The sequence below is a fragment of the Streptomyces sp. Je 1-79 genome, assembly GCF_025195125.1.
Classification (GTDB): Bacteria; Actinomycetota; Actinomycetes; order Streptomycetales; family Streptomycetaceae; genus Streptomyces.
Window position 1 is genome coordinate 22509 of record NZ_JAMGSL010000018.1, and the last position, 20892, is coordinate 43400.

Sequence of the window (20892 nt, forward strand, 5' to 3'; positions counted from 1 at the left end):
ACCTGTCCGCCCCGCCCCGCCGGGTCGGGCACACGCCCTGAACTACGCTCGGGATCACCCGTGCGGAGACCCCCCGCGGGGATCGGCTCGTGCGCAGGTGGACGGGAGCGTGGCCCGTGACGGATCAGGCGGTGGCAGCGGGCGGGGTGCGGAACTTCTTCGGGCGGCAGCGGGAGTTGAAAGCCCTCCGCGCCGACATCGAACGGACCGGACTCGACACCCTCGCCGGCCACAAGGCCCCCCGCGCGCGCGTCCTGCTGATCGCCGGCCGCCCGGGCTCCGGCCGGACGCGGCTCGCCCAGGAGCTCGTCGCGGGATTCGGCACCGCCTACCCCGACGGAGTCTTCCGCGCCCGGCTCACCGACCCCGGCGGGGAGCCGGTCCCGACCGCGCGCGTCGCCCAGGGGCTCCTCCAGGACCTGGGCGTCGCCGAACCGCCCGGCGCCGGGGAGGACGAGCTGACCGAACTGATCCGCGAGGCCCTCGCCGAACGCCGCTGCGTGCTCGTCCTCGACGACTGCGTCGACGCCGAACAGGTCGACCCGCTGATCCCGGACAACCCCGACGCCCTCGTCGTCGCCGTCGCCAAGGGTCCGCTCACCGGGATCCCCGACGTCCGGCCCTGCACCCTCGGCGGCCTCGACCCCAAGTCGGCCATCGAAATGCTCACCTCCTTCACCGGCTCCGTCCGCGTGACGGTCGACCCGCAGGCCGCCGAGACCCTCGCCGAGGAGTGCGGCGGCCAGCCCGCCGCCGTCGTCCTCGCCGGCGGCTGGCTCGGCGCCCGCCCGAAGGCGTCCGTCGCCGACCTCGCCAAACGGCTGCGCGCCCTCACCGGCGACCCGCTCTCCCGCGCGTTCCACCTGGTCCACGAATCCCTGGCGGGGCCCGCCGCCCGGATACTGCGCTACGTCACCCTCGCCCCGCTCGGCCGGGCCGACGCCCACACCGCCTCCGCCCTGGCCGGATGCTCCGTCTCGGCGGCTTCGAGCACCCTGGCCGACCTCGCCGGGCTGTGCCTCCTCGCCGAGGTCGAGGACGGCCAGTACGAGGTGCCCGGACACCTCGTCCCTCTCCTCCGCGAGCGGATGGAGGAGCGCGACCGGCCCGCCGAGGTGCAGCTCGCCCGCGCCCGGATGCTGGAGCGGACCGTACGGCTCCTCCAGTCCTGCCGCGCGGTCACCGAGCCCGAGGGGTCCGCGGCCCGCAAGAAGCTCGCCGGACTGCCCCGTGCCCTGCGCTTCCCGACCGTGCCCGCCGCCGCCGAGTGGCTCGACAGCCGCCGGCCCGTGCTGCTCGCCTCCGCCCGCCTCGCCGTCGCCGACGGCGAGCTCGACACCCTGGCCCGCCGGCTCGTCGCCGCCCACGTCAGGGCCGAGACCGCGCACCGGGACGCCGAGGCGGCCGCGCCCGTCCTCTACGGCCTGCACCGCCTGGTCCTGGACGTCGCCGAGCGGCGCGGACTGCACCGGGAACGGGCCGCCGCGCTGCTGAACCTCGCCGATCTCGACGCCAGGACCGGCCGCACCCAGGACGCGCTGACCCGCTACCGGGCCGCTCTGGACGCCGGCCGGGCCGCGAACGACCCGTACGCGATCGGCCGCGCGATGGAATCCGTAGGCGGTTCCTACCAGGAGCTCGGGGACTGGCAGCGGGCCGGCGACTGGTACGGGCGTGCGCTCGCCCAGCGCCTCGCCCGTGACGAGCGGGCCGACCAGGCCCGGCTGTACGCACGCCTCGGCACCGTGCACACCTACGCGGGCCGCTACGGCGAGGCGCTGCGGCACTGGCGCGCCGCCGCCGCGGGCTACCGGCGGCTGGCCGATCTCCCCGGCCACGCGCGGGCGTTGAGCGAGGCCGCCCGGGTCCAGGAGTACGCCGGGCGGCCCGAGGAGTCCCTGCGGACCTGCGAGGAGGCAGTGGAGTGGGCCCGGCGCGCCCAGGACGTGCGGCTCCAGGCGGCGCTGCAGCTCCGGCTGGCCGACACCCTCGATCGGCTCGGAGACCCCGCGGCGGCCGGTCTGCACCGGTCCGCGGCCGAAAGACTCCTTGGAAGCGACACTTCCGCCTGCGAAATCCGCAGTGCTTCCGCCGAAGATTAATGCTTTGCAAGGCTAGACACGGGGAACTCCTTCATTAGACTGGGCGGGCCGCGATCGACCGCGGTCTGCCCCGGTGCGCGGTAGTGCATCCGGGTATGTATCGCAGTGCACCCCCGTTTCCCCTGATTCAAGGACCGTGATCGACGATGAAGGTCGGCATCCCCCGCGAGGTCAAGAACAACGAGTTCCGCGTGGCCATCACCCCCGCCGGTGTCCACGAGCTCGTCCGCAACGGCCACCAGGTCTTCGTCGAGCAGAACGCCGGTGCGGGCTCCTCGATCACGGACCTGGAGTACGTCTCCGCCGGCGCCCAGATCCTGCCCACCGCGGACGAGGTCTGGGCCATCGCCGACCTGCTGCTGAAGGTCAAGGAGCCGATCGCGGAGGAGTACCACCGCCTCCGCAAGGACCAGACCCTCTTCACGTACCTGCACCTCGCCGCCTCCCGCGAGTGCACGGACGCGCTGCTGGAGTCCGGCACCACCGCCATCGCGTACGAGACCGTCGAGACCGCGAACCGCGCCCTGCCGCTGCTCGCCCCGATGTCCGAGGTCGCGGGCCGTCTGGCCCCGCAGGTCGGCGCCTACCACCTGATGCGCTCGGTCGGCGGCCGCGGCGTGCTCCCCGGCGGCGTCCCCGGCACCCACGCCGGCGAGTGCGTCGTCATCGGCGGCGGCGTCTCCGGCTGGAACGCCACCCAGATCGCCGTCGGCATGGGCTTCCACGTGACCCTGCTCGACCGCGACATCAACAAGCTCCGCGAGGCCGACAAGATCTTCGGCACCAAGGTGAAGACGATCGTCTCCAACGCCTTCGAGCTGGAGAAGGCCGTCGTCGAGGCCGATCTCGTCATCGGCGCCGTCCTCATCCCGGGCGCCAAGGCCCCGAAGCTGGTCACCAACGAGCTCGTCGCCAAGATGAAGCCCGGAAGTGTCCTTGTCGACATCGCGATCGACCAGGGCGGCTGCTTCGAGGACTCGCACCCGACCACCCACGCCGAGCCGACCTTCCAGGTCCACAACTCGGTCTTCTACTGCGTCGCCAACATGCCCGGCGCGGTCCCGAACACCTCCACCTACGCCCTCACCAACGCCACGCTGCCCTACATCGTGTCGCTGGCGAACAACGGCTGGGTCGAGGCGCTGCGCCGCGACGCCGCGCTGGCCCTGGGCCTCAACACCCATGACGGCAAGGTGGTTTACAAGGAGGTCGCCGAGGCGCACGGCCTCGACCACGTCGAGCTGGCGACCCTCCTGGGCTGAGCTCCTTAGACGTCGCGTCAACCCGCGCCGTCAACCTCACGCATCCGGCCACTTCCGGGGCGCCGGGCAACTCGCCTCGAACGTAACCCTTTAACCGTTTCGCACACCCCCGAAACGTACGGATGCATGGCTGCGCACCCTTGACAGAGAGGTGTTCGGTTGCCGACACATCGGGCCGGGTCCGGCGGATTGTGTTGCTGCGGAGCGGTGACACGCCATAGAGTCGCCAACCGTCGGCATGGTGCCACGCTGACCTATCGATAAATGTTCCTGGCCACAATCCAAGGAGGTAAGACGACTTGTGAATGAGTCGACATTTACTCCCGGGGGCGGACAGCCAGGAATCCCTGTCGGCTCCGTCGCTGTCCGCACCTTCGCGACCAACGCGACGCATCAGCCCATGACGACAGCCCACACGATGAAGATGATGGACGGCCTACACGTGAACGCCACGGCCGGCAACGAGAGTGGCCGAGAGTCCACCCACTTCGCCGCCTACGACGAGGTGCCCGAGGGGCACTTCTACGACCCCGACGCCGAGTACGAGCCCGACCCGGAGTACGCGGCTACCCTCGCACCCGACGCTGCCCGTCAGCGCCGCGAGCGGATCGGCCCGACCGGACGGCCCCTGCCGTACTTCCCGATCCCGGGTCCGCTGACCGATCACGGACCCGCGAAGATCATCGCGATGTGCAACCAGAAGGGCGGCGTCGGCAAGACCACGTCGACCATCAACCTGGGTGCCGCGCTCGCGGAGTACGGACGGCGGGTGCTGCTCGTCGACTTCGACCCGCAGGGTGCCCTGTCGGTCGGTCTCGGTGTGAACCCGATGGAGCTCGACCTCACCGTCTACAACCTGCTCATGGAGCGGGGCATGTCGGCGGACGAGGTACTCCTCAAGACCGCCGTGCCCAACATGGACCTGCTGCCGAGCAACATCGACCTCTCCGCGGCCGAGGTGCAGCTCGTCAGCGAGGTCGCGCGCGAGTCGACGCTCCAGCGCGCCCTGAAGCCGCTGATGAACGACTACGACTACATCGTGATCGACTGTCAGCCCTCGCTCGGTCTGCTGACCGTCAACGCGCTGACGGCGGCTCACAAGGTCATCGTGCCGCTGGAATGCGAGTTCTTCGCGCTCCGCGGTGTGGCCCTGCTGACCGAGACGATCGAGAAGGTCCAGGAGCGGCTCAACCCCGAGCTGGAGCTCGACGGCATCCTCGCCACGATGTACGACTCCCGGACCGTGCACAGCCGTGAGGTGCTCGCGCGGGTCGTCGAGGCCTTCGACGACCACGTGTACCACACGGTGATCGGCCGGACCGTGCGCTTCCCGGAGACCACGGTCGCCGGTGAACCGATCACGACGTACGCGTCGAACTCGGTCGGTGCCGCCGCCTATCGTCAGCTCGCCAGGGAGGTGCTCGCCCGGTGTCACGCCGAGTGAGTCTGCCCGGCGCCGACGAACTGTTCCGTACGACCGGGGGGATGGCGCTGCAGTCCTCCTCGCCCCGTGGCCGGGTACCGGCTCCGGCGGGCGAGAGCGACACGGAGGCCGCGGCGGAGGGCTCGGGTCCGGGCGCGGGGCCGGGCTCCGCGGAGCACTCGGCCGCGCAGCCCGCGGAGCAGTCGGAGCCGCGGGCCCGCGCGACGGAGTCCGCGTCCGCCGCCCCGGGCCAGGCGCCGGCCGCGTCCGCGGCTCCGGCGCGCAGGCGCGGCAGGTCGCCGAACCGGCGGCCCAGCGGGCGTGAGCGGCACGACGAGAAGATCACGGTCTACGTCTCCGCGGAGGAGCTGATGGACCTGGAGCACGCGCGTCTGGTGCTCCGCGGCGAGCACGGCCTGGCCGTGGACCGCGGCCGGATCGTCCGCGAGGCGGTCGCGGTGGTCCTGGCGGACCTGGAGTCCCGCGGCGACGCGAGCATCCTCGTGCGCCGCCTGCGCGGCCGCTGAGGGTAGCCTGCGGGCTGCCACGCCCTCTGCTCCTCCCTGGACCCCGATGCCGCCACCCCCTGCCGAAACGTCCCGCCCGCCGCACCGCCGCGCCCTGGGCAAGGGCCCGGGCACGGCGGCGGCCCCGCCGCGGGAGCCCGGGGACGGCCCCGCGCCGGAGGCCTCGGACGCCGTGAGCGCCGCCCCCACGGACGCGCCCGCGAAGGGCCCCACGCCCGACACCTCGCCGGACGAGCAGCCCACACCGCCGCAGCAGGACGCGGCCGGCCCGCCCGCCCCGGCGACCGACCCCGGACCGGCCACGGGCCCTGACACCGCACCTGCCGGCCCCGGGGCGCCCACCGCCCCCGGCGCAGACGCCCCCAGCCCGGCTGCCGCCCCCGGCGCGCCCTCCGGCCTTGGGCCGCGCTCCGGCCTCGGGCCGGCCACCGGTCCCGGTGCGGCCGGCGAGCCCGGCACCACACCTGCCGCCCCCGGCACCGCACCTGCCGCCCCCGTCGCGCCTTCCGGCCCCGGGCCGGCCGCTGCCCCCGGCGCGCCCGGCCCCGGCGGCGCCCCCGCCGCCGACGACGGCCGGTTCACCGTGCGGCTGGCCAACTTCGAGGGGCCCTTCGACCTCCTCCTTCAGCTCATCTCCAAGCACAAGCTCGACGTCACCGAAGTCGCCCTCTCCAAGGTCACCGACGAGTTCATGGCGCACATCCGCGCCATGGGGCCCGACTGGGATCTCGACCAGACCACCGAGTTCCTCGTCGTCGCCGCGACCCTGCTCGACCTCAAGGCCGCCCGGCTGCTGCCCGCCGCCGAGGTGGAGGACGAGGCCGACCTCGCGCTCCTGGAGGCGCGGGACCTGCTCTTCGCGCGGCTCCTGCAGTACCGGGCGTACAAGCAGATCGCCTCGATCTTCGAGGACCGCTGGGAGAGCGAGGGCCGGCGCCACCCCCGGACCGTCGGCCTGGAGGCCCACCACGCCGAGCTGCTGCCCGAGGTCGTCATCTCCATCGGCGCCGAGGGCTTCGCCAGGCTCGCCGTGAAGGCCATGCAGCCCAGGGCCAAGCCGCAGGTGTACGTCGACCACATCCACGCCCCCCTCGTCAGCGTGCGCGAGCAGGCCGGCATCGTCGTCGCCCTCCTGCGCGAGCGCGGCAGCGTCAGCTTCCGCGAGCTCGCCGACGGCGCCGTCGACACCCTCACCGTCGTCGCCCGCTTCCTCGCCCTCCTGGAGCTCTACCGGGAGAAGGCCGTCGCCCTCGACCAGGACGACGCCCTCGGCGAGCTCACCGTCACCTGGACGGGCGGGGAGCAGGAAGCCCAGGTCACCGACGAGTTCGATCACGTAGTGGAGGAGAAGGCATGAGCGACCTCAAGCCCGCCCTCGAGGCCGTCCTCATGGTCGTCGACGAGCCGGCCACCGAGGCCCACCTCGCCAAGGTCCTCGAACGCACCCCGCGCGAGGTCGGCGACGCCCTGCGCGAGCTCGCCGACGAGTACACCGTCCAGAGCCGTGGTTTCGAGCTGCGCCTGGTCGCCGGCGGCTGGCGTTTCTACTCCCGCCCCGAGCACGCCGCCGCGGTCGAGGCGTTCGTCCTCGACGGGCAGCAGGCCCGCCTCACCCAGGCGGCCCTGGAGACCCTCGCCGTCGTCGCGTACCGCCAGCCGGTCAGCCGCTCCCGCGTCTCGGCGGTCCGAGGAGTGAACTGCGACGGCGTCATGCGCACCCTCCTCCAGCGGGGTCTCGTGGAGGAGGCGGGCGCGGAACCCGAAACAGGTGCGATCCTGTACAGGACGACGAACTACTTCCTGGAGCGGATGGGCCTGCGCGGCCTGGACGAGCTCCCCGAGCTCGCGCCCTTCCTCCCCGAGGCGGACGCGATCGAGGCGGAGACGCTGGAAGGGGTCCCGTCGTTCGATCCGGACCTTCCGGACCGGGAAGACGCAGACGACAAGACGACGGACATTTGATGCGAAGCAGCAGCGGCAGGAACAGCGGAAACAACGGCGGGAGCCGTGGTGGCAACAGCGGTGGCCGCGGCAATTACCGGGGCGCCGGCAACAGCCGTGACGACCGGCAGGGCGGCGGCAGCGGCAGCGGGGGCGGTCGCCCGCGCAATCCGCGCCCCGAGGAGCGCAAGTACGACGTGGGCGGCTCCGGTGCCCCCTCCGACGGCCCCAAGCGGGGCCGCGGCGCGGCCGCCCGCGGTGGCGCCAAGGGCGGACCGAAGCAGTCCCCGCAGCGCGGGGGCGGCCGTACGGCCCCGGCGCGCTCGCGGGAGTACGACGCCCGGACCGAGGAGCGCAACCGGGAGCGGTACGCGAACAAGCCGGAGGTCAAGACCCCGAAGACCTTCCCCGGCGCCGAGCAGGAGGGCGAGCGGCTGCAGAAGGTGCTCGCCCGCGCCGGCATGGGTTCGCGCCGTGCGTGCGAAGAGTTGATCGAGCAGGCCAGGGTCGAGGTCAACGGCGAGATCGTGCTCGAACAGGGCATGCGCGTCGACCCGGAGAAGGACGAGATCAAGGTCGACGGCCTGACGGTCGCGACCCAGTCGCACATCTTCTTCGCGCTGAACAAGCCGGCCGGTGTCGTCTCCACCATGGAGGACCCCGACGGCCGCCAGTGCCTCGGCGACTACGTCACCAACCGTGAGACGCGGCTCTTCCACGTCGGCCGGCTCGACACCGAGACCGAGGGCATCATCCTCCTCACCAACCACGGTGAGCTGGCCCACCGCCTCACGCACCCGAAGTACGGCGTGAAGAAGACCTACCTGGCCGCCATCACGGGCCCGCTGCCGCGTGAGGTCGGCAAGCGGCTCAAGGACGGCATCCAGCTGGAGGACGGCTACGCCCGCGCCGACCACTTCCGCGTCGTGGAGCAGATCGGCAAGAACTACCTGGTCGAGGTCACGCTGCACGAGGGCCGCAAGCACATCGTGCGCCGGATGCTGGCCGAGGCCGGCTTCCCGGTCGAGAAGCTGGTCCGCACCGCCTTCGGCCCGATCGGCCTGGGCGACCAGAAGTCCGGCTGGCTCCGCCGCCTGACCAACACCGAGGTCGGCATGCTGATGAAGGAAGTCGGCATGTAACCCCCGTCGCCGCACGCGAAGAAGCCCGTGACCGCTCCACCGCGGTCACGGGCTTCTTCGTGTGCGCGTTCGTACTTGTGGCCGAGGCCCGTCGCCCTTTATAGTCAACGTGACTCTTAAGGAGGCGGGCGTGAGCCTCGCACACGTGCTCGAACCCCTGCAGCGGCCGCTGTTCACGGTCCTGGACACCCCGGTCAGCTGGACCGAGGTCCTCGGCTTCGGCAGCGGCGCGCTCTGCGTCTGGCTGGTCGCCCGCCAGCACCTCGCCAACTGGCCCGTCGGCATCGCGAACAACCTGTTCTTCGTCCTGCTCTTCACGCAGGCGGGGCTGTACGCGGACGCCGGCCTTCAGATCGTCTTCATCACCCTCGCCGTGTACGGCTGGTGGACCTGGACCCACGGGGGTGGACCAGGCTCCGACACCCTCCCGGTGCGCCGCATCACGCGCACCGAGTGGACATGGCTGCTCACGGCGGGGGTGGTGGGGACCCTCGCCCTCACCCTGCTGCTCGACCGCGCCACCGACTCGACCGTCCCCTTCTGGGACGCCCTGACGACCGCGCTCTCCCTCATGGCGACCTACGGGCAGTGCCGGAAGCGGCTGGAGTCCTGGTGGCTCTGGATCGCCGCCGACATCGTGTACATCCCCCTGTACGCGTACAAGGAGCTGTACCTCACCTCCCTGCTGTACGCAGGGTTCATGGCTCTCTGCGTCCTCGGCCTGCGGAACTGGAACCGGGACCTCACCGCGCGACGCGCGATCCCGGTGGAGGCGGCGGCATGAAGCCCTACGGACACGGCCTGGTCCTCGGCAAGTTCTATCCGCCGCACGCCGGCCACCACCATCTCGTCCGCACCGCCCGCGACCGCTGCGAGCGCCTCACCGTCCTCGTCTGCGCCTCCTCCGTGGAGAGCCTGCCGCTGGAGGACCGGGTCGCCTGGATGCGGGAGATCCACCCCGACGCCCTGGTCGTGGGCGCCGTCGACGAGATCCCCGTCGACCTCCACGATCCCGATGTGTGGGCCGCCCACATGGCCGTCTTCCGGGCCGCGGTACCCGAGCCGGTCGACGCCGTCTTCACCTCGGAGCCGTACGGCGAGGAGCTGGCCCGCCGCTTCGGCGCCGAGTCGGTCTGCGTCGACCCGGACCGTACGCTCTTCCCCGTCTCCGGCACCGCCGTCCGCAAGGACCCCGTCGGCTGCTGGGGTTACCTGGAACCGCCGGTGAGGGCCGCGCTCACCCGGCGCGTGGTCGTCCTCGGCGCCGAGTCCACCGGCACCACCACCATGGCCCGCGCCCTGGCCGACCACTACCGGTCCAGGGGCGGCGTCTGGGCCCGCACCCGCTGGGTACCGGAGTTCGGGCGCGAGTTCAGCGAGCTCAAGCTCGCCGAGCTGCGTGCCGGGCGCCCCGACGCCACCTGGGAGGACGTCACCTTCCACTCCGAGGACTTCCCGCTCATCGCCCTGCGCCAGGCCGAGCGGGAGGAGGAGGCCGCGCGGACCGGCTCACCCGTGCTCTTCTGCGACACCGACGCCTTCGCCACCACCATCTGGCACGAGCGGTACATGGGCACCACCAGCCCCGCCACGGGCGAGATCGCCGCGCGAGGCCGGCAGCACCTGTGGCTCCTGACCGACCACCGCGGCGTCGCCTTCGAGGACGACGGGCTGCGGGACGGGGAACACCTGCGGCCCTGGATGACGGCCCGCTTCCACACCCAGCTCGCCCACACCGGCCGCCGTGCGGCCGTGCTCACCGGGCCGCACGAGGAGCGGCTCGCGGCGGCGGTCGCCGCCGTGGACGCCCTGCTCGCCGAGGGCTGGGACCTCGCCGATCCCCTGCCGGAGCGCCGATGACCCCGCCCCAAGCCCCCGAGGGCTACGACCCGTACGCCTTCGAGCCGTTCGCCGTCACCGTCGACCTCGCCGTCTTCACCCTCCGCGAGGAGCGCCTGCACGTCCTGCTCGTCGAACGCGGCCAGGAGCCGTACGCGGGGGCGTGGGCGCTGCCCGGCGGCTTCCTCCTGCCCCGCGAGTCCGCCGAGGTCGCCGCACGCCGCGAACTGGCCGAGGAGACCGGCCTGTCCGGGGACACCGTCGCCGGGCTCCACCTCGAACAACTGCGGACGTACAGCGAACCGGACCGCGATCCGAGGATGCGGGTCGTCTCGGTCGCCTTCGCCGCCCTCGTCCCCGACGCGCCCGAGCCGCGCGGCGGCGGCGACGCGGCGCGGGCGCGGTGGAGGCCGTACGGGACACAGGGCGCGTACGGGCCCCTCGCCTTCGACCACGACCGGATCCTCGCCGACGCGCACGAACGGGTCGGCGCCAGGCTCGAGTACACCTGCCTCGCCACCGCCTTCTGCCCGCCCGAGTTCACGATCGGCGAGCTGCGGCAGGTGTACGAGACGGTCTGGGGCGTCGAGCTCGACCGCCCCAACTTCCGGCGCAAGGTCCTCGCCACACCCGGCTTCGTCCAGGCCGTGGAAGGGCCACCGCGCCTCACCGGCGGACGGGGGAAACCGGCCGCTCTCTACCGGGCGGGCGAGGCCACGGCCCTCCACCCGCCGCTGCTGCGACCGGAAGGACGATCCACCCCATGACGATCACCAAGCAGGCCGCCACCGGCTCCCTGATCGGGCTGGCGCTCGGCGACGCGCTCGGCTTCCCGACCGAGTTCAACGACGTGCCGACGATCCTGGCGAAGTTCGGCCCCTGGCGGGAGATGGAGCTGCCGGGCCGGCAGAAGGACCGGGCCCAGGTCACCGACGACACGCAGATGACCCTCGCCCTGGGACGCGGCATCCGCACCGCCATGGACCGGGGTGTCCTCGCCCCGCTCCGGCTCGCCCGGCCGGTCCGCGAGGAGTTCGTCGACTGGTACCACTCCCCGGAGAACAACCGCGCCCCGGGAAGGACCTGCCTGGTCGCCTGCCGGCTCCTCGACAGCGACCGCCCCTGGCAGGACGCCAGCCAGATCCACTCCAAGGGCTGCGGCGCCAACATGCGCGTCGCGCCCCTCGGCCTCGTACCCGGGCTGAGCGAGGAGCAGCGGTCCGGCGCCGCCCAGCTCCAGTCGGCCCTCACCCACGGCCACCCCACCGCCCTCGCCGCCTCCGACCTGACGGCCCGCGCGGTGTACCTGCTGACGCAGGGGGTCGATCCGACGGGCCTGGTGGGGCACCTGCGCTCGTACGCGTACGAGAACCGATCCGTGTACCGCGAGACCTGGCTCGGTGACCTGTGGACCCGCTCCCAGGACCCCTCGGCGCGGCACTTCGCCGAGCGCGGCTGGGACGAGTGCCTGGCCGTCCTGGAGAGGCTGGACGCCGTGCAGCGCACGGCCGACCCGGAGCTCGACCCCTGCACGTACACCGGCGACGGGTGGATCGCCGAAGAGGCCCTCGCCACCGGCCTCCTCTGCTTCCTGCTCTTTCCCGAGGACCCCGTCACGGCCCTGCGCCGCGCCGCCTGCACCCGCGGCGACTCGGACTCGATCGCCTGTCTCGCGGGCGCCTTCGCGGGCGCCCACCTCGGCGCCGGCGCGTGGCCGAAGGAGTGGGAGGAGCGGATCGAGTACCGCAGTGAACTCCTGACCCTCGGCGCCCTCTGGGACGCGTGAGCGCACCCTGGGAAGCTGTGGCCATGACCGTCACTCTCGTACCCGAAGTCGACCTCTCCGCCGTCGTCGCGGAGCAGCCCGATCCCCTGGTCTTCGCCACCGTCTCGGGCGCCCATCTGTACGGATTCCCGTCGCGGGACTCGGACGTGGACCTGCGCGGCGCCCACCGGCTGCCGGTGGAGGGGCTGATCGGGCTGCGCGAGCCCGAGGAGACGCGCAGCAGGATGTGGGACCGGGACGGCGTGGAGATGGACCTCGTCACGCACGACGTGCGCAAGTTCGTCCGGCTGATGCTGCGCCGCAACGGCTACGTGCTGGAGCAGCTGCTCTCCCCGCTGGTCGTCCACACCTCCGACGCCCACGCCGAGCTGGTCTCCCTGGCGCCGCGCGTGCTCACCGGCCACCACGCGCACCACTACCGGGGGTTCGCGGGGACGCAGTGGCGCCTCTTCGAGAAGACCGAGGAGCTGAAGCCCCTGCTCTACACCCTCCGGGCGCTGCTCACCGGCATCCATCTGATGCGCTCCGGCGAGGTCCAGGCCCATCTGCCCACGCTCGTCGGAGAGGTCGCCGAGGCCCCCGCGTACGTCGGGGAGCTGATCGAGGCGAAGGCGGCGGCCGAGCACGGGCGGGCCGCGGTGGACCTCGGGCGCGTCCGGGAGGACGTGGAGGCGCTGCACGGGGTGCTGGACGCCGCGCAGGCGACGACGGCGCTCGGGGAGGCCCCGGGGGCGCTGGAGGCCCTGGACGACTTCGTCGTGCGGGTCCGGCTACAGGGCGCGCAAGGCTGACGCGCGGCGGGCGCGGATCAGGAAGTCCTCGACGCGGGCGTGGTCGGGGGCGCCCGGCAGCGGGGAGCCGGCGGCCGCCGCGTCCGCCTCCTCGGTGAGGCGGGTCATCCAGGACTCGACCTCCGCCCAGGGGACCTCCCCGCGCTTCACCGCCAGGAGGCGGTCCCGGTCGGTGCCGACGTGGATGGTCAGCTCGCCGGTGCGCAGCAGGTCGCGGCAGCTCATCAGCAGCCGCAGCAGATGCATCGCGTGCTTCCAGCGCGGATGACCGTACTGGCGGACGTCCGCGTCGAGCTTCCTGCGCTGCCCGCCGGCGTACCGGACGAAGGTCTGGTGCGCCTGGCGGGAGAGGAAGGCCCCGCGCAGCGCGACCAGTTCGCGGCCGGTGTCGTCGATGTGCTCGACGACTGGGGAGTGCAGACACTCCAGGACGTTCGGGTTCGCGCGCAGCGCCAGCTCGCAGAACCGTTCCAGCTCCCAGCTGAACTGCTCCTGCGAGGGTCCCTCCACATGCGCCGGCGGCTTGTCGAAACGCCAGAAGAGCGGCGTCGGGGCGAGGAAGACGCCCCGGCGGTCGGTGTCGCTGTCCTCGGTCTCCAGACCGAAGGCGCGCGACCCCATGACACAGGAGTAGATCGTGTGGTCGCGCACCAGGTCTGCCGAAGTCATGCGGGCCAGGCTACGCGAGGGTGATCGACTCCCCCGACACGGTGATCTGCTCGGCCGGCAGCGGGCGCGTGGCCGGTCCGTTGACCACCGAGCCGTCCGTGATACGGAACTTGGAGCCGTGACAGGCGCAGTCGATCGTGCCGTTCTCGACCTTGGCGACGATGCAGCCCTGGTGGGTGCAGATCGCCGAGAACGCCTTGAAGTCGCCGGCCGTCGGCTGGGTGACGACGATCTTCTCCTCCTTGAAGATCGTGCCGCCGCCGACCGGGATGTCGGCCGTCTCGGTGAGTTCCTCCCCGCCGGGCTCCGAGGCCTCGGAGGCCTCCGGCTCCGACGTCGTGTCGGTGTCCGTGCCGGTGTCCGTGGCCGCCGGGGTGGTGGTCGTACCGCCGTCCGAGTCGCCGTCGGAGCCGCAGCCGGCGGTCAGGGCGGCGACGGAACCCGCACCGGCCAGCAGCACGGTACGGCGGGGCGTGGTCTCTGGAGTCATGCCGTACAGCTTGGTCGCGCGCCCGGGCCGAGGTCCGCAACACGCCTAGACCCAGGGCGTCAGCTCCCTCGCACGGCCGTCGGAGTCCCGGCGCACCTCCAGCACCGCGGTCACGGCCGCCCTCTCGACCGGCCCGTAGACGTGCGGGAAGAGCACGTCCTCCGACCCCTCCCAGCGCACCTCGGCGCTGAGCCGGGTCTCGTCGAGGACCAGCACCAGGAGCGGACCGGGCACATCCCGGTAGTGGGCGTCCGCGACGGTCAGCGCCGCCGTCTCGTCCGGGGAGCAGTGGACGAATCCCTCGGAGGCCAGGGTGGGCGGGGCGTAGGGGCGGTCGGGATCGGCGGACCATTCGTCCAGCGGTACCACGTGCAGCAGCATGCCGACAGTTCTACCGCGTCTCCCGTGACCGCCGGATACGCCGAGTGGCGGCACGGTCCGGACTGGGTGACATTGACCGTGTTCCGTACCGGACGAAAGGCAGGACGATGGCAGGAAACGATCTCGGCAGCCTCCTCGGAGGTCTCCTCGGAGGCCCCGCAGGCGGGCAGGGCGGCAGCGGCGGGAACATCCTCGGCTCGCTGCTCGGCGCGCTGATGGCCGGCAAGGGCGGCGCCGACGGCGGCAACCCCCTCGGCGGTCTGATGGACATGCTGACCAGGTCGGGCCTCGCCGACCAGGCCCAGTCCTGGATCGGCGCCGGTCAGAACCAGCCCGTCAGCGGTGAGCAGATCGCCCAGGCCCTGCCGGACTCGACCCTGCAACAGGTCGCGGCCGACGCCGGTGTCAGCACGACCGAGGCCGCCGACCAGATCGCCCAGGTCCTGCCGCAGGCCGTGGACAAGCTGACCCCCGCCGGACAGGTGCCCACGGAATCCCTCGAGGACCTCATCCGCAAGCAGAACCTGTGACCCGAGCCACGTGCGGCGGCCGCCCTCGTCTCGGAGGGCGGTCGCCGCGACGGCGTGTCCGCACGGCTGACTAGGCTGATCCGAGCACTTTCGAAGGATTCGCAGGTCGGACAAGGAGCATGACGTGGCGGTACGAGCGGTCCGAGGCGCCGTCCAGCTGGAACGGGACGACGCCGGACACATGCACGAGCAGGTCGAGGAGCTGCTCACCGCCGTCCTGGAGCGCAACGGGCTCACCGCCGACGACCTGATCAGCATCTGGTTCACCGCGACGCCCGATCTGCACAGCGACTTCCCGGCCGCGGCCGCCCGCCGGATCGGCATCGTCGACGTGCCGCTGATCTGCGCACAGGAGCTGGACATCGAGGGTGCCATGCCGAGGGTCGTACGCCTCCTCGCACACGTCGAGTCGGAGCTGCCCAAGTCCGCGATCGCGCACGTGTACCTCGGTGCCGCGGCCGCCCTGCGCAAGGACATCGCCCAGTGAGAACCGCCCTCGTCATCGGAACCGGCCTGATCGGCACCTCGGCGGCCCTCGCGCTCGCCGGGCGCGGCATCACCGTCCACCTCCGCGACCACGACCCCGCCCGCGCGCGTACGGCGGCGGCGCTCGGCGCCGGGACGGACGAGGCGCCCGAGGGGCCCGTCGACCTCGCGATCGTCGCCGTACCCCCGGCGCACGTGGCCACCACGCTGGCCGCGGCGATGCGGGAGGGCGTCGCGCGCGGCTACCTGGACGTGGCGAGCGTCAAGGGCGGCCCGAAGCGGGAGCTGGAGGGGCTGGGGCTCGACCTCACCGCCTACATCGGGACGCACCCGATGTCCGGCAAGGAGCGCTCCGGGCCGCTGGCGGGCAGCGCGGACCTCTTCGAGGGGCGGCCGTGGGTCCTCACGCCGACCCGCGACACCGACACCGAGGTCCTGAACCTGGCCCTGGAGCTGGTCGCGCTCTGCCGCGCCGTCCCGGTCGTCATGGACGCGGACGCCCACGACCGCGCGGTCGCGCTCGTCTCGCACACCCCGCAGCTCGTCTCCTCGATGGTCGCCGCCCGCCTGGAGGAGGCGGACGAGACGGCGGTACGGCTGTGCGGCCAGGGCATCCGTGACGTCACCCGGATCGCCGCCTCCGACCCCCGCATGTGGGTCGAGATCCTGTCGGCGAACCCCGGTCCGGTCGCCGACATCCTCTCCGGCGTCGCGGCGGACCTCGACGAGACGGTCCGGGCGCTCCGCTCGCTCCAGTCCGCGGACGAGGACAAGCGCCGGGAGGGCACCAGCGGCGTCGAGGACGTCCTGCGCCGCGGCAACGCGGGGCGCGCGCGGGTCCCGGGCAAGCACGGCGCGGCTCCGGCGCAGTACGAGACCGTCGCCGTCCTCATCAGCGACCAGCCCGGCGAGCTGGCCCGGATCTTCGCGGACGCCGGCCGGGCGGGCGTCAACATCGAGGACGTCCGCATCGAGCACGCGACCGGCCAGCAGGCGGGTCTGGTCCAGCTGATGGTGGAGCCCTCGGCGGCGCCCACCCTCGGCGCGGCCCTCAGGGAGAGGGGCTGGGCGCTCAGGACGGGGTGACGGTGACGGGAGGGGCGGATGCGCCCGCCCTTCCTCACACCACCCCCCGGCGGGGGCTCCGCCCGCCCCGGTCCGCGACCGCTCGGCCGAATGGGTTCCTGGGACTCGGTAACCTTGTGTAGGCCGCGCATGTCCGCGAGGCCGCACCGCTCACCCCAGGAAGGTGTTCCCCACCGTGGAAACCGTGATCGTCGCCATCGACGGGCCCTCCGGCACGGGCAAGTCGAGCACCTCGAAGGCGGTCGCCGCCACGCTGGGGCTGAGCTACCTGGACACCGGCGCGCAGTACCGGGCGATCACGTGGTGGATGATCAGCAACGGTGTCGACGTCGACGACGCCGAGGCCGTCGCCAACGCCGCCGCCAAGCCGTTCATCGTCTCCGGCACCGACCCGGCCCGGCCGACGATCACCGTCGACGGCGCCGACGCCGCCGGGCCGATCCGTACCGAGGAGGTCACCTCCAAGGTCAGCGCCGTCAGCGCCGTTCCCGAGGTGCGGGCCCGTATCACCGAGCTGCAGCGGTCCATCGCCAAGGAGGCGAAGGGCGGCATCGTCGTCGAGGGCCGTGACATCGGCACCACGGTCCTGCCGGACGCCGACCTCAAGATCTTCCTCACCGCGTCCCCCGAGGCCCGCGCCGCCCGCCGCTCCGGCGAGCTCAAGGGCGTCGACGTGGCCGCCACCCAGCAGGCCCTGATCAAGCGGGACGCGGCCGACTCCAGCCGTAAGACCTCCCCGCTCGCCAAGGCCGACGACGCCGTCGAGGTCGACACCACCGACCTCACGCTCGACCAGGTCGTCGAATGCGTCGTGACGCTGGTCGAGGACCGGCGGAGCGCGGCCGACAGCACGGAGAAGAGGGCGGCCGCGCAGTGACCGAACCCTCCGCGAAGGGTGCCGCCGTCGGGCGCGGGATCGGCATCGGGCTGATGTACGGCCTGTGGAGACCGCGCGTCCTCGGCGCCTGGCGGGTGCCGGCCGCCGGACCCGTCATCTTCGCCGTCAACCACGCGCACAACATCGACGGCCCCATGCTCATGGGCACGGCCCCCCGCCCGGTGCACTTCCTCATCAAGAAGGAAGCCTTCGTCGGGCCCCTCGGGCCCTTCCTGGAGGGCATCGGGCAGCTCAAGGTCGACCGGGACAGCACCGACCGCAAGGCGATAGGCAACGCCCTCGCGGTCCTGGAGAACGGCGGCGTCCTCGGGATCTTCCCCGAGGGCACCCGCGGCGAGGGCGACTTCGCCTCCCTGCGCGCCGGCCTCGCCTACTTCGCCGTCCGCAGCGGGGCGCCGATCGTCCCGGTGGCCGTTCTGGGAAGTTCCCAGCGCCGCGGACGGTTGGTCAAGGCACTGCCCCCGCTGCGCAGCCGTGTCGACGTCGTCTTCGGCGAGGCCTTCGAGGCCGGGGACGGCAGCGGCCGGCGCACCCGCAAGGCGTTGGACGACGCCACCGTACGTATTCAGGAGCGGCTGACCGCCCACCTGAAGGACGCCAGGCGCCTCACCGGGCGCTGAGCGAGACTCTGAGTAGTGGGCCCCGGGGCTCGGGGACCCACCGACCACGAATGATCAAGGAACGGACTTCATGAACGACCAGCACGACCACGGGGCACTTGGCGACGCCGAGTACGCGGAGTTCATGGAGCTCGCCGCGGAAGAGGGCTTCGACATCGAGGAGGTCGAAGGCGCGATCGAGGAGGCAGGGCACGGCCCGCTCCCCGTGCTCGCCGTCGTCGGCCGCCCCAATGTCGGCAAGTCGACCCTGGTGAACCGGATCATCGGCCGTCGCGAGGCCGTCGTCGAGGACAAGCCCGGCGTCACCCGCGACCGCGTCACCTACGAGGCCGAGTGGGCCGGCCGCCGCTTCAAGGTCGTCGACACCGGCGGCTGGGAGCAGGACGTGCTCGGCATCGACGCCTCCGTCGCCGCCCAGGCCGAGTACGCCATCGAGGCCGCCGACGCGTGTGTCTTCGTCGTGGACGCCACGGTCGGCGCCACCGACACCGACGAGGCCGTCGTCAAGCTGCTGCGCCGCGCCGGCAAGCCCGTCGTGCTCTGTGCCAACAAGGTCGACGGCCCCTCCGGCGAGGCCGACGCCACCGCCCTGTGGTCGCTGGGCCTCGGCGAGCCGTACCCCGTCTCCTCGCTGCACGGCCGCGGCACGGGCGACATGCTCGACGCCGTCCTGGAGGCCCTGCCCGAGGCCCCCGCGCAGACCTTCGGCACCGCGATCGGCGGCCCGCGCCGGATCGCCCTGATCGGCCGCCCGAACGTCGGCAAGTCCTCCCTCCTGAACAAGGTCGCCAAGGAGGACCGCGTCGTCGTCAACGAGCTCGCGGGCACCACCCGCGACCCGGTCGACGAGCTGATCGAGCTCGGCGGCAAGACCTGGAAGTTCGTGGACACCGCCGGTATCCGCAAGAAGGTCCACCTCCAGGAGGGCGCGGACTACTACGCCTCCCTGCGCACCGCCGCCGCGGTCGAGAAGGCCGAGGTCGCGGTCGTCCTCATCGACACCACCGACAACATCTCGGTCCAGGACCAGCGCATCATCACGATGGCCGTCGAGTCGGGCCGTGCGCTCGTCATCGCGTACAACAAGTGGGACGAGCTCGACGAGGAGCGGCGCTACTACCTGGAGCGCGAGATCGAGACCGAGATGCAGCAGGTCGCGTGGGCTCCCCGGGTCAACGTCTCCGCCAAGACCGGCCGTCACATGGACCGGCTCGTCCCGGCCATCGAGACCGCGCTCGCCGGCTGGGAGACCCGTGTCCCCACGGGCCGGCTGAACGCCTTCCTCGGCGAGCTGGTCGCCGCCCACCCGCACCCGGTCCGCGGCGGCAAGCAGCCCCGCATCCTGTTCGGTACGCAGGCGGGCACCAAGCCGCCCCGGTTCGTGCTCTTCGCCTCCGGCTTCCTGGAGGCCGGCTACCGCCGCTTCGTCGAGCGCCGGCTGCGCGAGGAGTTCGGCTTCGACGGCACGCCGATCCACATCTCGGTCCGGGTCCGCGAGAAGCGCGGCCGCAAGAAGTAGTTCCGAGGACGTCGTCCGGAACGTGACAACGGCCGAGGGCCGGGGCGGTGAGCCCCGGCCCTCGGCCGTTCACGCGTGTTCCGCGGGTCCTACAGCCCTCTGCGTGGTCCCGGCGGAAGGGCGGCCGGGAGAGCCGCCGGAACGTGGTGCTGCGCCGACCACGCCACCGGATGCGCCGTGTGCCGGTGTCCGTGGCTTCCGTACAGACCCGTGCCCACCGGCGTCCCGAAGGCCCGGAAGGCCAGATCCTCCTCGCCGCTGCGATCACCCGGGAGAGTGCGGAAGGACCGGCGGTACTCCGAGTACAGCGCGTCGTAGATCGGCGTGGTCGACTCGCCTGCCGCGACGTCCTGCGCCGGACGCATGGACGGGATCGGACTCGGATAGGGCTGGCGGGGTGGGTCGTAAGTGTGCACGTACGTGCCAACGACCCCGCCCTCCGTCGGATGCGGGCGGCTCTCGGAAAGAGACGGCCGCCGGGGCCGGGGGACGGCCGGACCGACGCGGACGTACCGCGGCTCCGTTCCGGCCCGCCCGTGCTCCGTCACGTGCCCGCCAGCGGCATCGCGGCGGCGACCAGCCGGCCGTTGACCGCGGCCTTCTCCAGGGCGTCCCGCAGCAGGTCCTCGCGCGGCTGCTGGCCGATCGACCCGACCGGGGCGGCGAAGACCAGGACCGTGTGCGACTTGTTGGCCGCCGCGCGCCAGCCCTCGGTGACCTGGAGCGGCTGGTGCGCCTGCCACCAGGCGGCCTGGCCGCTGCCGCCCGTGCCGGGCTGGAGCACGGAGTGCAGCTGGCCCATGGCCACGAGCACGGACCAGCCGGGGAGGGTGCCCGGCCTCTGGTTCACGTCGGCGATCGGCTGGAAGCCCTGCTCGATCAGGAGCGGCAGGAACTCGTCGCTCAGCCCGTCCGAGCCCGGGCGGGCGACCGGCGCGGTCGGTTCGACGACCAGGGCCGGGTGCAGCTCGCCCTCGATCAGGACGAGTCCGCTGGTGACACCCAGCACCGCCTGCTCGGGGTGGGCGGCGCTCAGTTCGTCCGCCGCGTCCGTCGCCGCGATGGAGCGGACGGCGCCCTGGAGCTGCTCCTCGGCGACCTTGACCACCTGGGACGGGATGCAGCTGGCGTGGGCGAACGCCAGGACGGCGGTCTCCTCGCCGACGAACAGCACCGTGCTCGTGCGCTCCTGGTCGGAGTCGCCCGGCGTGCGGCAGGAGGTGCAGTCGTAGCTGCCCGGGGCGTTGTCGCCGGCGAGCAGCCGGTCCGCTTCTTCGTCGCCGATCTCGGCGCGTACGTCCTCGCTGACGTCGAGCATGCGCGGCACGGGGGGCTCCCTGGACTCGGTACGTGCGACGCCGGGCGGTTCCCGGCTCGTCTCATGACGAGTTCAACGGGGA

The 20892-nt window shown here is 72.6% G+C and carries 23 protein-coding genes; 18 read left to right on the top strand and 5 right to left on the bottom strand.

The features are described from left to right. Positions 1 to 116 precede the first annotated feature (116 nt). From M5362_RS29795 to M5362_RS29850, 12 genes are all read left to right on the top strand, one after another. Positions 117 to 2102, top strand: coding sequence for a tetratricopeptide repeat protein (locus tag M5362_RS29795; protein WP_260230922.1), 1986 nt, complete (start codon positions 117 to 119; stop codon positions 2100 to 2102). Positions 2103 to 2248: 146 nt separating this feature from the next. Then, positions 2249 to 3364, top strand: a complete 1116-nt coding sequence (gene ald, locus M5362_RS29800) for an alanine dehydrogenase (protein WP_260230923.1) — start codon at positions 2249 to 2251, stop codon at positions 3362 to 3364. A 400-nt stretch (positions 3365 to 3764) separates the two neighbouring features. Continuing rightward, entirely contained in the window at positions 3765 to 4808 is a 1044-nt protein-coding gene (locus M5362_RS29805; RefSeq protein ID WP_229818740.1) for a ParA family protein, read from the top strand. Then, a complete protein-coding gene (locus M5362_RS29810; protein WP_260230924.1) occupies positions 4793 to 5314 on the top strand; it encodes a hypothetical protein in 522 nt (173 codons plus the stop codon). Before M5362_RS29805 ends, M5362_RS29810 begins: the two co-directional genes overlap by 16 nt. A 46-nt stretch (positions 5315 to 5360) precedes the next feature. After that, positions 5361 to 6671: a ScpA family protein gene (locus M5362_RS29815; RefSeq protein ID WP_260230925.1), complete on the top strand. Its 1311-nt coding sequence runs from the start codon at positions 5361 to 5363 to the stop codon at positions 6669 to 6671. Beyond that, entirely contained in the window at positions 6668 to 7276 is a 609-nt protein-coding gene (gene scpB, locus M5362_RS29820) for an SMC-Scp complex subunit ScpB (protein ID WP_260230926.1), read from the top strand. Before M5362_RS29815 ends, scpB begins: the two co-directional genes overlap by 4 nt. Next, positions 7276 to 8397: a pseudouridine synthase gene (locus tag M5362_RS29825; RefSeq protein ID WP_260230927.1), complete on the top strand. Its 1122-nt coding sequence runs from the start codon at positions 7276 to 7278 to the stop codon at positions 8395 to 8397. The genes scpB and M5362_RS29825 overlap by 1 nt, the downstream gene beginning before the upstream one ends. A 130-nt stretch (positions 8398 to 8527) precedes the next feature. Beyond that, positions 8528 to 9181, top strand: coding sequence for a nicotinamide riboside transporter PnuC (gene pnuC / locus M5362_RS29830; protein ID WP_260230928.1), 654 nt, complete (start codon positions 8528 to 8530; stop codon positions 9179 to 9181). Next, positions 9178 to 10257 carry an AAA family ATPase gene (locus tag M5362_RS29835; RefSeq protein WP_260230929.1) on the top strand — a complete coding sequence of 360 codons (1080 nt, stop codon included), beginning with the start codon at positions 9178 to 9180 and terminating at the stop codon, positions 10255 to 10257. The genes pnuC and M5362_RS29835 overlap by 4 nt, the downstream gene beginning before the upstream one ends. Next, a complete protein-coding gene (locus tag M5362_RS29840; protein ID WP_260230930.1) occupies positions 10254 to 11003 on the top strand; it encodes an NUDIX hydrolase in 750 nt (249 codons plus the stop codon). Before M5362_RS29835 ends, M5362_RS29840 begins: the two co-directional genes overlap by 4 nt. Then, positions 11000 to 12022 carry an ADP-ribosylglycohydrolase family protein gene (locus tag M5362_RS29845; RefSeq protein ID WP_260230931.1) on the top strand — a complete coding sequence of 341 codons (1023 nt, stop codon included), beginning with the start codon at positions 11000 to 11002 and terminating at the stop codon, positions 12020 to 12022. Before M5362_RS29840 ends, M5362_RS29845 begins: the two co-directional genes overlap by 4 nt. Before the next feature lie 23 nt (positions 12023 to 12045). Further along, complete coding sequence (locus M5362_RS29850) at positions 12046 to 12813, top strand: nucleotidyltransferase domain-containing protein (protein WP_260230932.1); 768 nt, start codon at positions 12046 to 12048, stop codon at positions 12811 to 12813. On the opposite strand, the gene M5362_RS29855 is transcribed toward M5362_RS29850, so the two are convergent. From M5362_RS29855 to M5362_RS29865, 3 genes are read right to left on the bottom strand one after another with little or no spacing between them, the layout of a single operon-like run. Then, on the bottom strand, positions 12793 to 13482 hold the full coding sequence (locus tag M5362_RS29855) for a nucleotidyltransferase domain-containing protein (protein WP_260230933.1): 690 nt from the start codon (positions 13480 to 13482) through the stop codon (positions 12793 to 12795). The genes M5362_RS29850 and M5362_RS29855 overlap by 21 nt on opposite strands. A 10-nt stretch (positions 13483 to 13492) precedes the next feature. Continuing rightward, positions 13493 to 13972 (bottom strand): Rieske (2Fe-2S) protein, encoded by a 480-nt coding sequence (locus tag M5362_RS29860; RefSeq protein ID WP_260230934.1) that lies wholly within the window; start codon positions 13970 to 13972, stop codon positions 13493 to 13495. A gap of 45 nt (positions 13973 to 14017) precedes the next feature. Further along, entirely contained in the window at positions 14018 to 14353 is a 336-nt protein-coding gene (locus M5362_RS29865; protein WP_260230935.1) for a DUF952 domain-containing protein, read from the bottom strand. A 107-nt stretch (positions 14354 to 14460) separates the two neighbouring features. Here M5362_RS29865 and M5362_RS29870 point away from each other — a divergent pair, with 107 nt between their 5' ends. The 6 genes from M5362_RS29870 (at position 14461) to der (ending at position 19492) form a co-directional block, all read left to right on the top strand. Then, positions 14461 to 14883 carry a YidB family protein gene (locus tag M5362_RS29870; protein WP_260230936.1) on the top strand — a complete coding sequence of 141 codons (423 nt, stop codon included), beginning with the start codon at positions 14461 to 14463 and terminating at the stop codon, positions 14881 to 14883. A gap of 124 nt (positions 14884 to 15007) precedes the next feature. Next, positions 15008 to 15370: a chorismate mutase gene (gene aroH, locus M5362_RS29875; RefSeq protein ID WP_260230937.1), complete on the top strand. Its 363-nt coding sequence runs from the start codon at positions 15008 to 15010 to the stop codon at positions 15368 to 15370. Then, positions 15367 to 16455, top strand: coding sequence for a prephenate dehydrogenase (locus tag M5362_RS29880; RefSeq protein WP_260230938.1), 1089 nt, complete (start codon positions 15367 to 15369; stop codon positions 16453 to 16455). Before aroH ends, M5362_RS29880 begins: the two co-directional genes overlap by 4 nt. A gap of 163 nt (positions 16456 to 16618) precedes the next feature. Next, the gene (gene cmk, locus M5362_RS29885) at positions 16619 to 17332 is read left to right on the top strand and encodes a (d)CMP kinase (RefSeq protein WP_260230939.1); all 714 of its coding nucleotides are present in this window, start codon (positions 16619 to 16621) and stop codon (positions 17330 to 17332) included. Beyond that, complete coding sequence (locus M5362_RS29890) at positions 17260 to 17973, top strand: 1-acyl-sn-glycerol-3-phosphate acyltransferase (RefSeq protein WP_260230940.1); 714 nt, start codon at positions 17260 to 17262, stop codon at positions 17971 to 17973. The genes cmk and M5362_RS29890 overlap by 73 nt, the downstream gene beginning before the upstream one ends. A 70-nt stretch (positions 17974 to 18043) precedes the next feature. Further along, positions 18044 to 19492 (top strand): ribosome biogenesis GTPase Der, encoded by a 1449-nt coding sequence (der, locus tag M5362_RS29895; protein WP_260230941.1) that lies wholly within the window; start codon positions 18044 to 18046, stop codon positions 19490 to 19492. Between the two features lie 89 nt (positions 19493 to 19581). Here the strand turns inward: der and M5362_RS29900 are convergent, their stop codons facing one another. Both M5362_RS29900 and M5362_RS29905 read right to left on the bottom strand, forming a co-directional pair. Then, positions 19582 to 19857 (bottom strand): hypothetical protein, encoded by a 276-nt coding sequence (locus M5362_RS29900; protein ID WP_261366650.1) that lies wholly within the window; start codon positions 19855 to 19857, stop codon positions 19582 to 19584. A gap of 179 nt (positions 19858 to 20036) precedes the next feature. Then, a complete protein-coding gene (locus M5362_RS29905; RefSeq protein ID WP_260230944.1) occupies positions 20037 to 20819 on the bottom strand; it encodes a hypothetical protein in 783 nt (260 codons plus the stop codon). Positions 20820 to 20892: the final 73 nt, after the last annotated feature.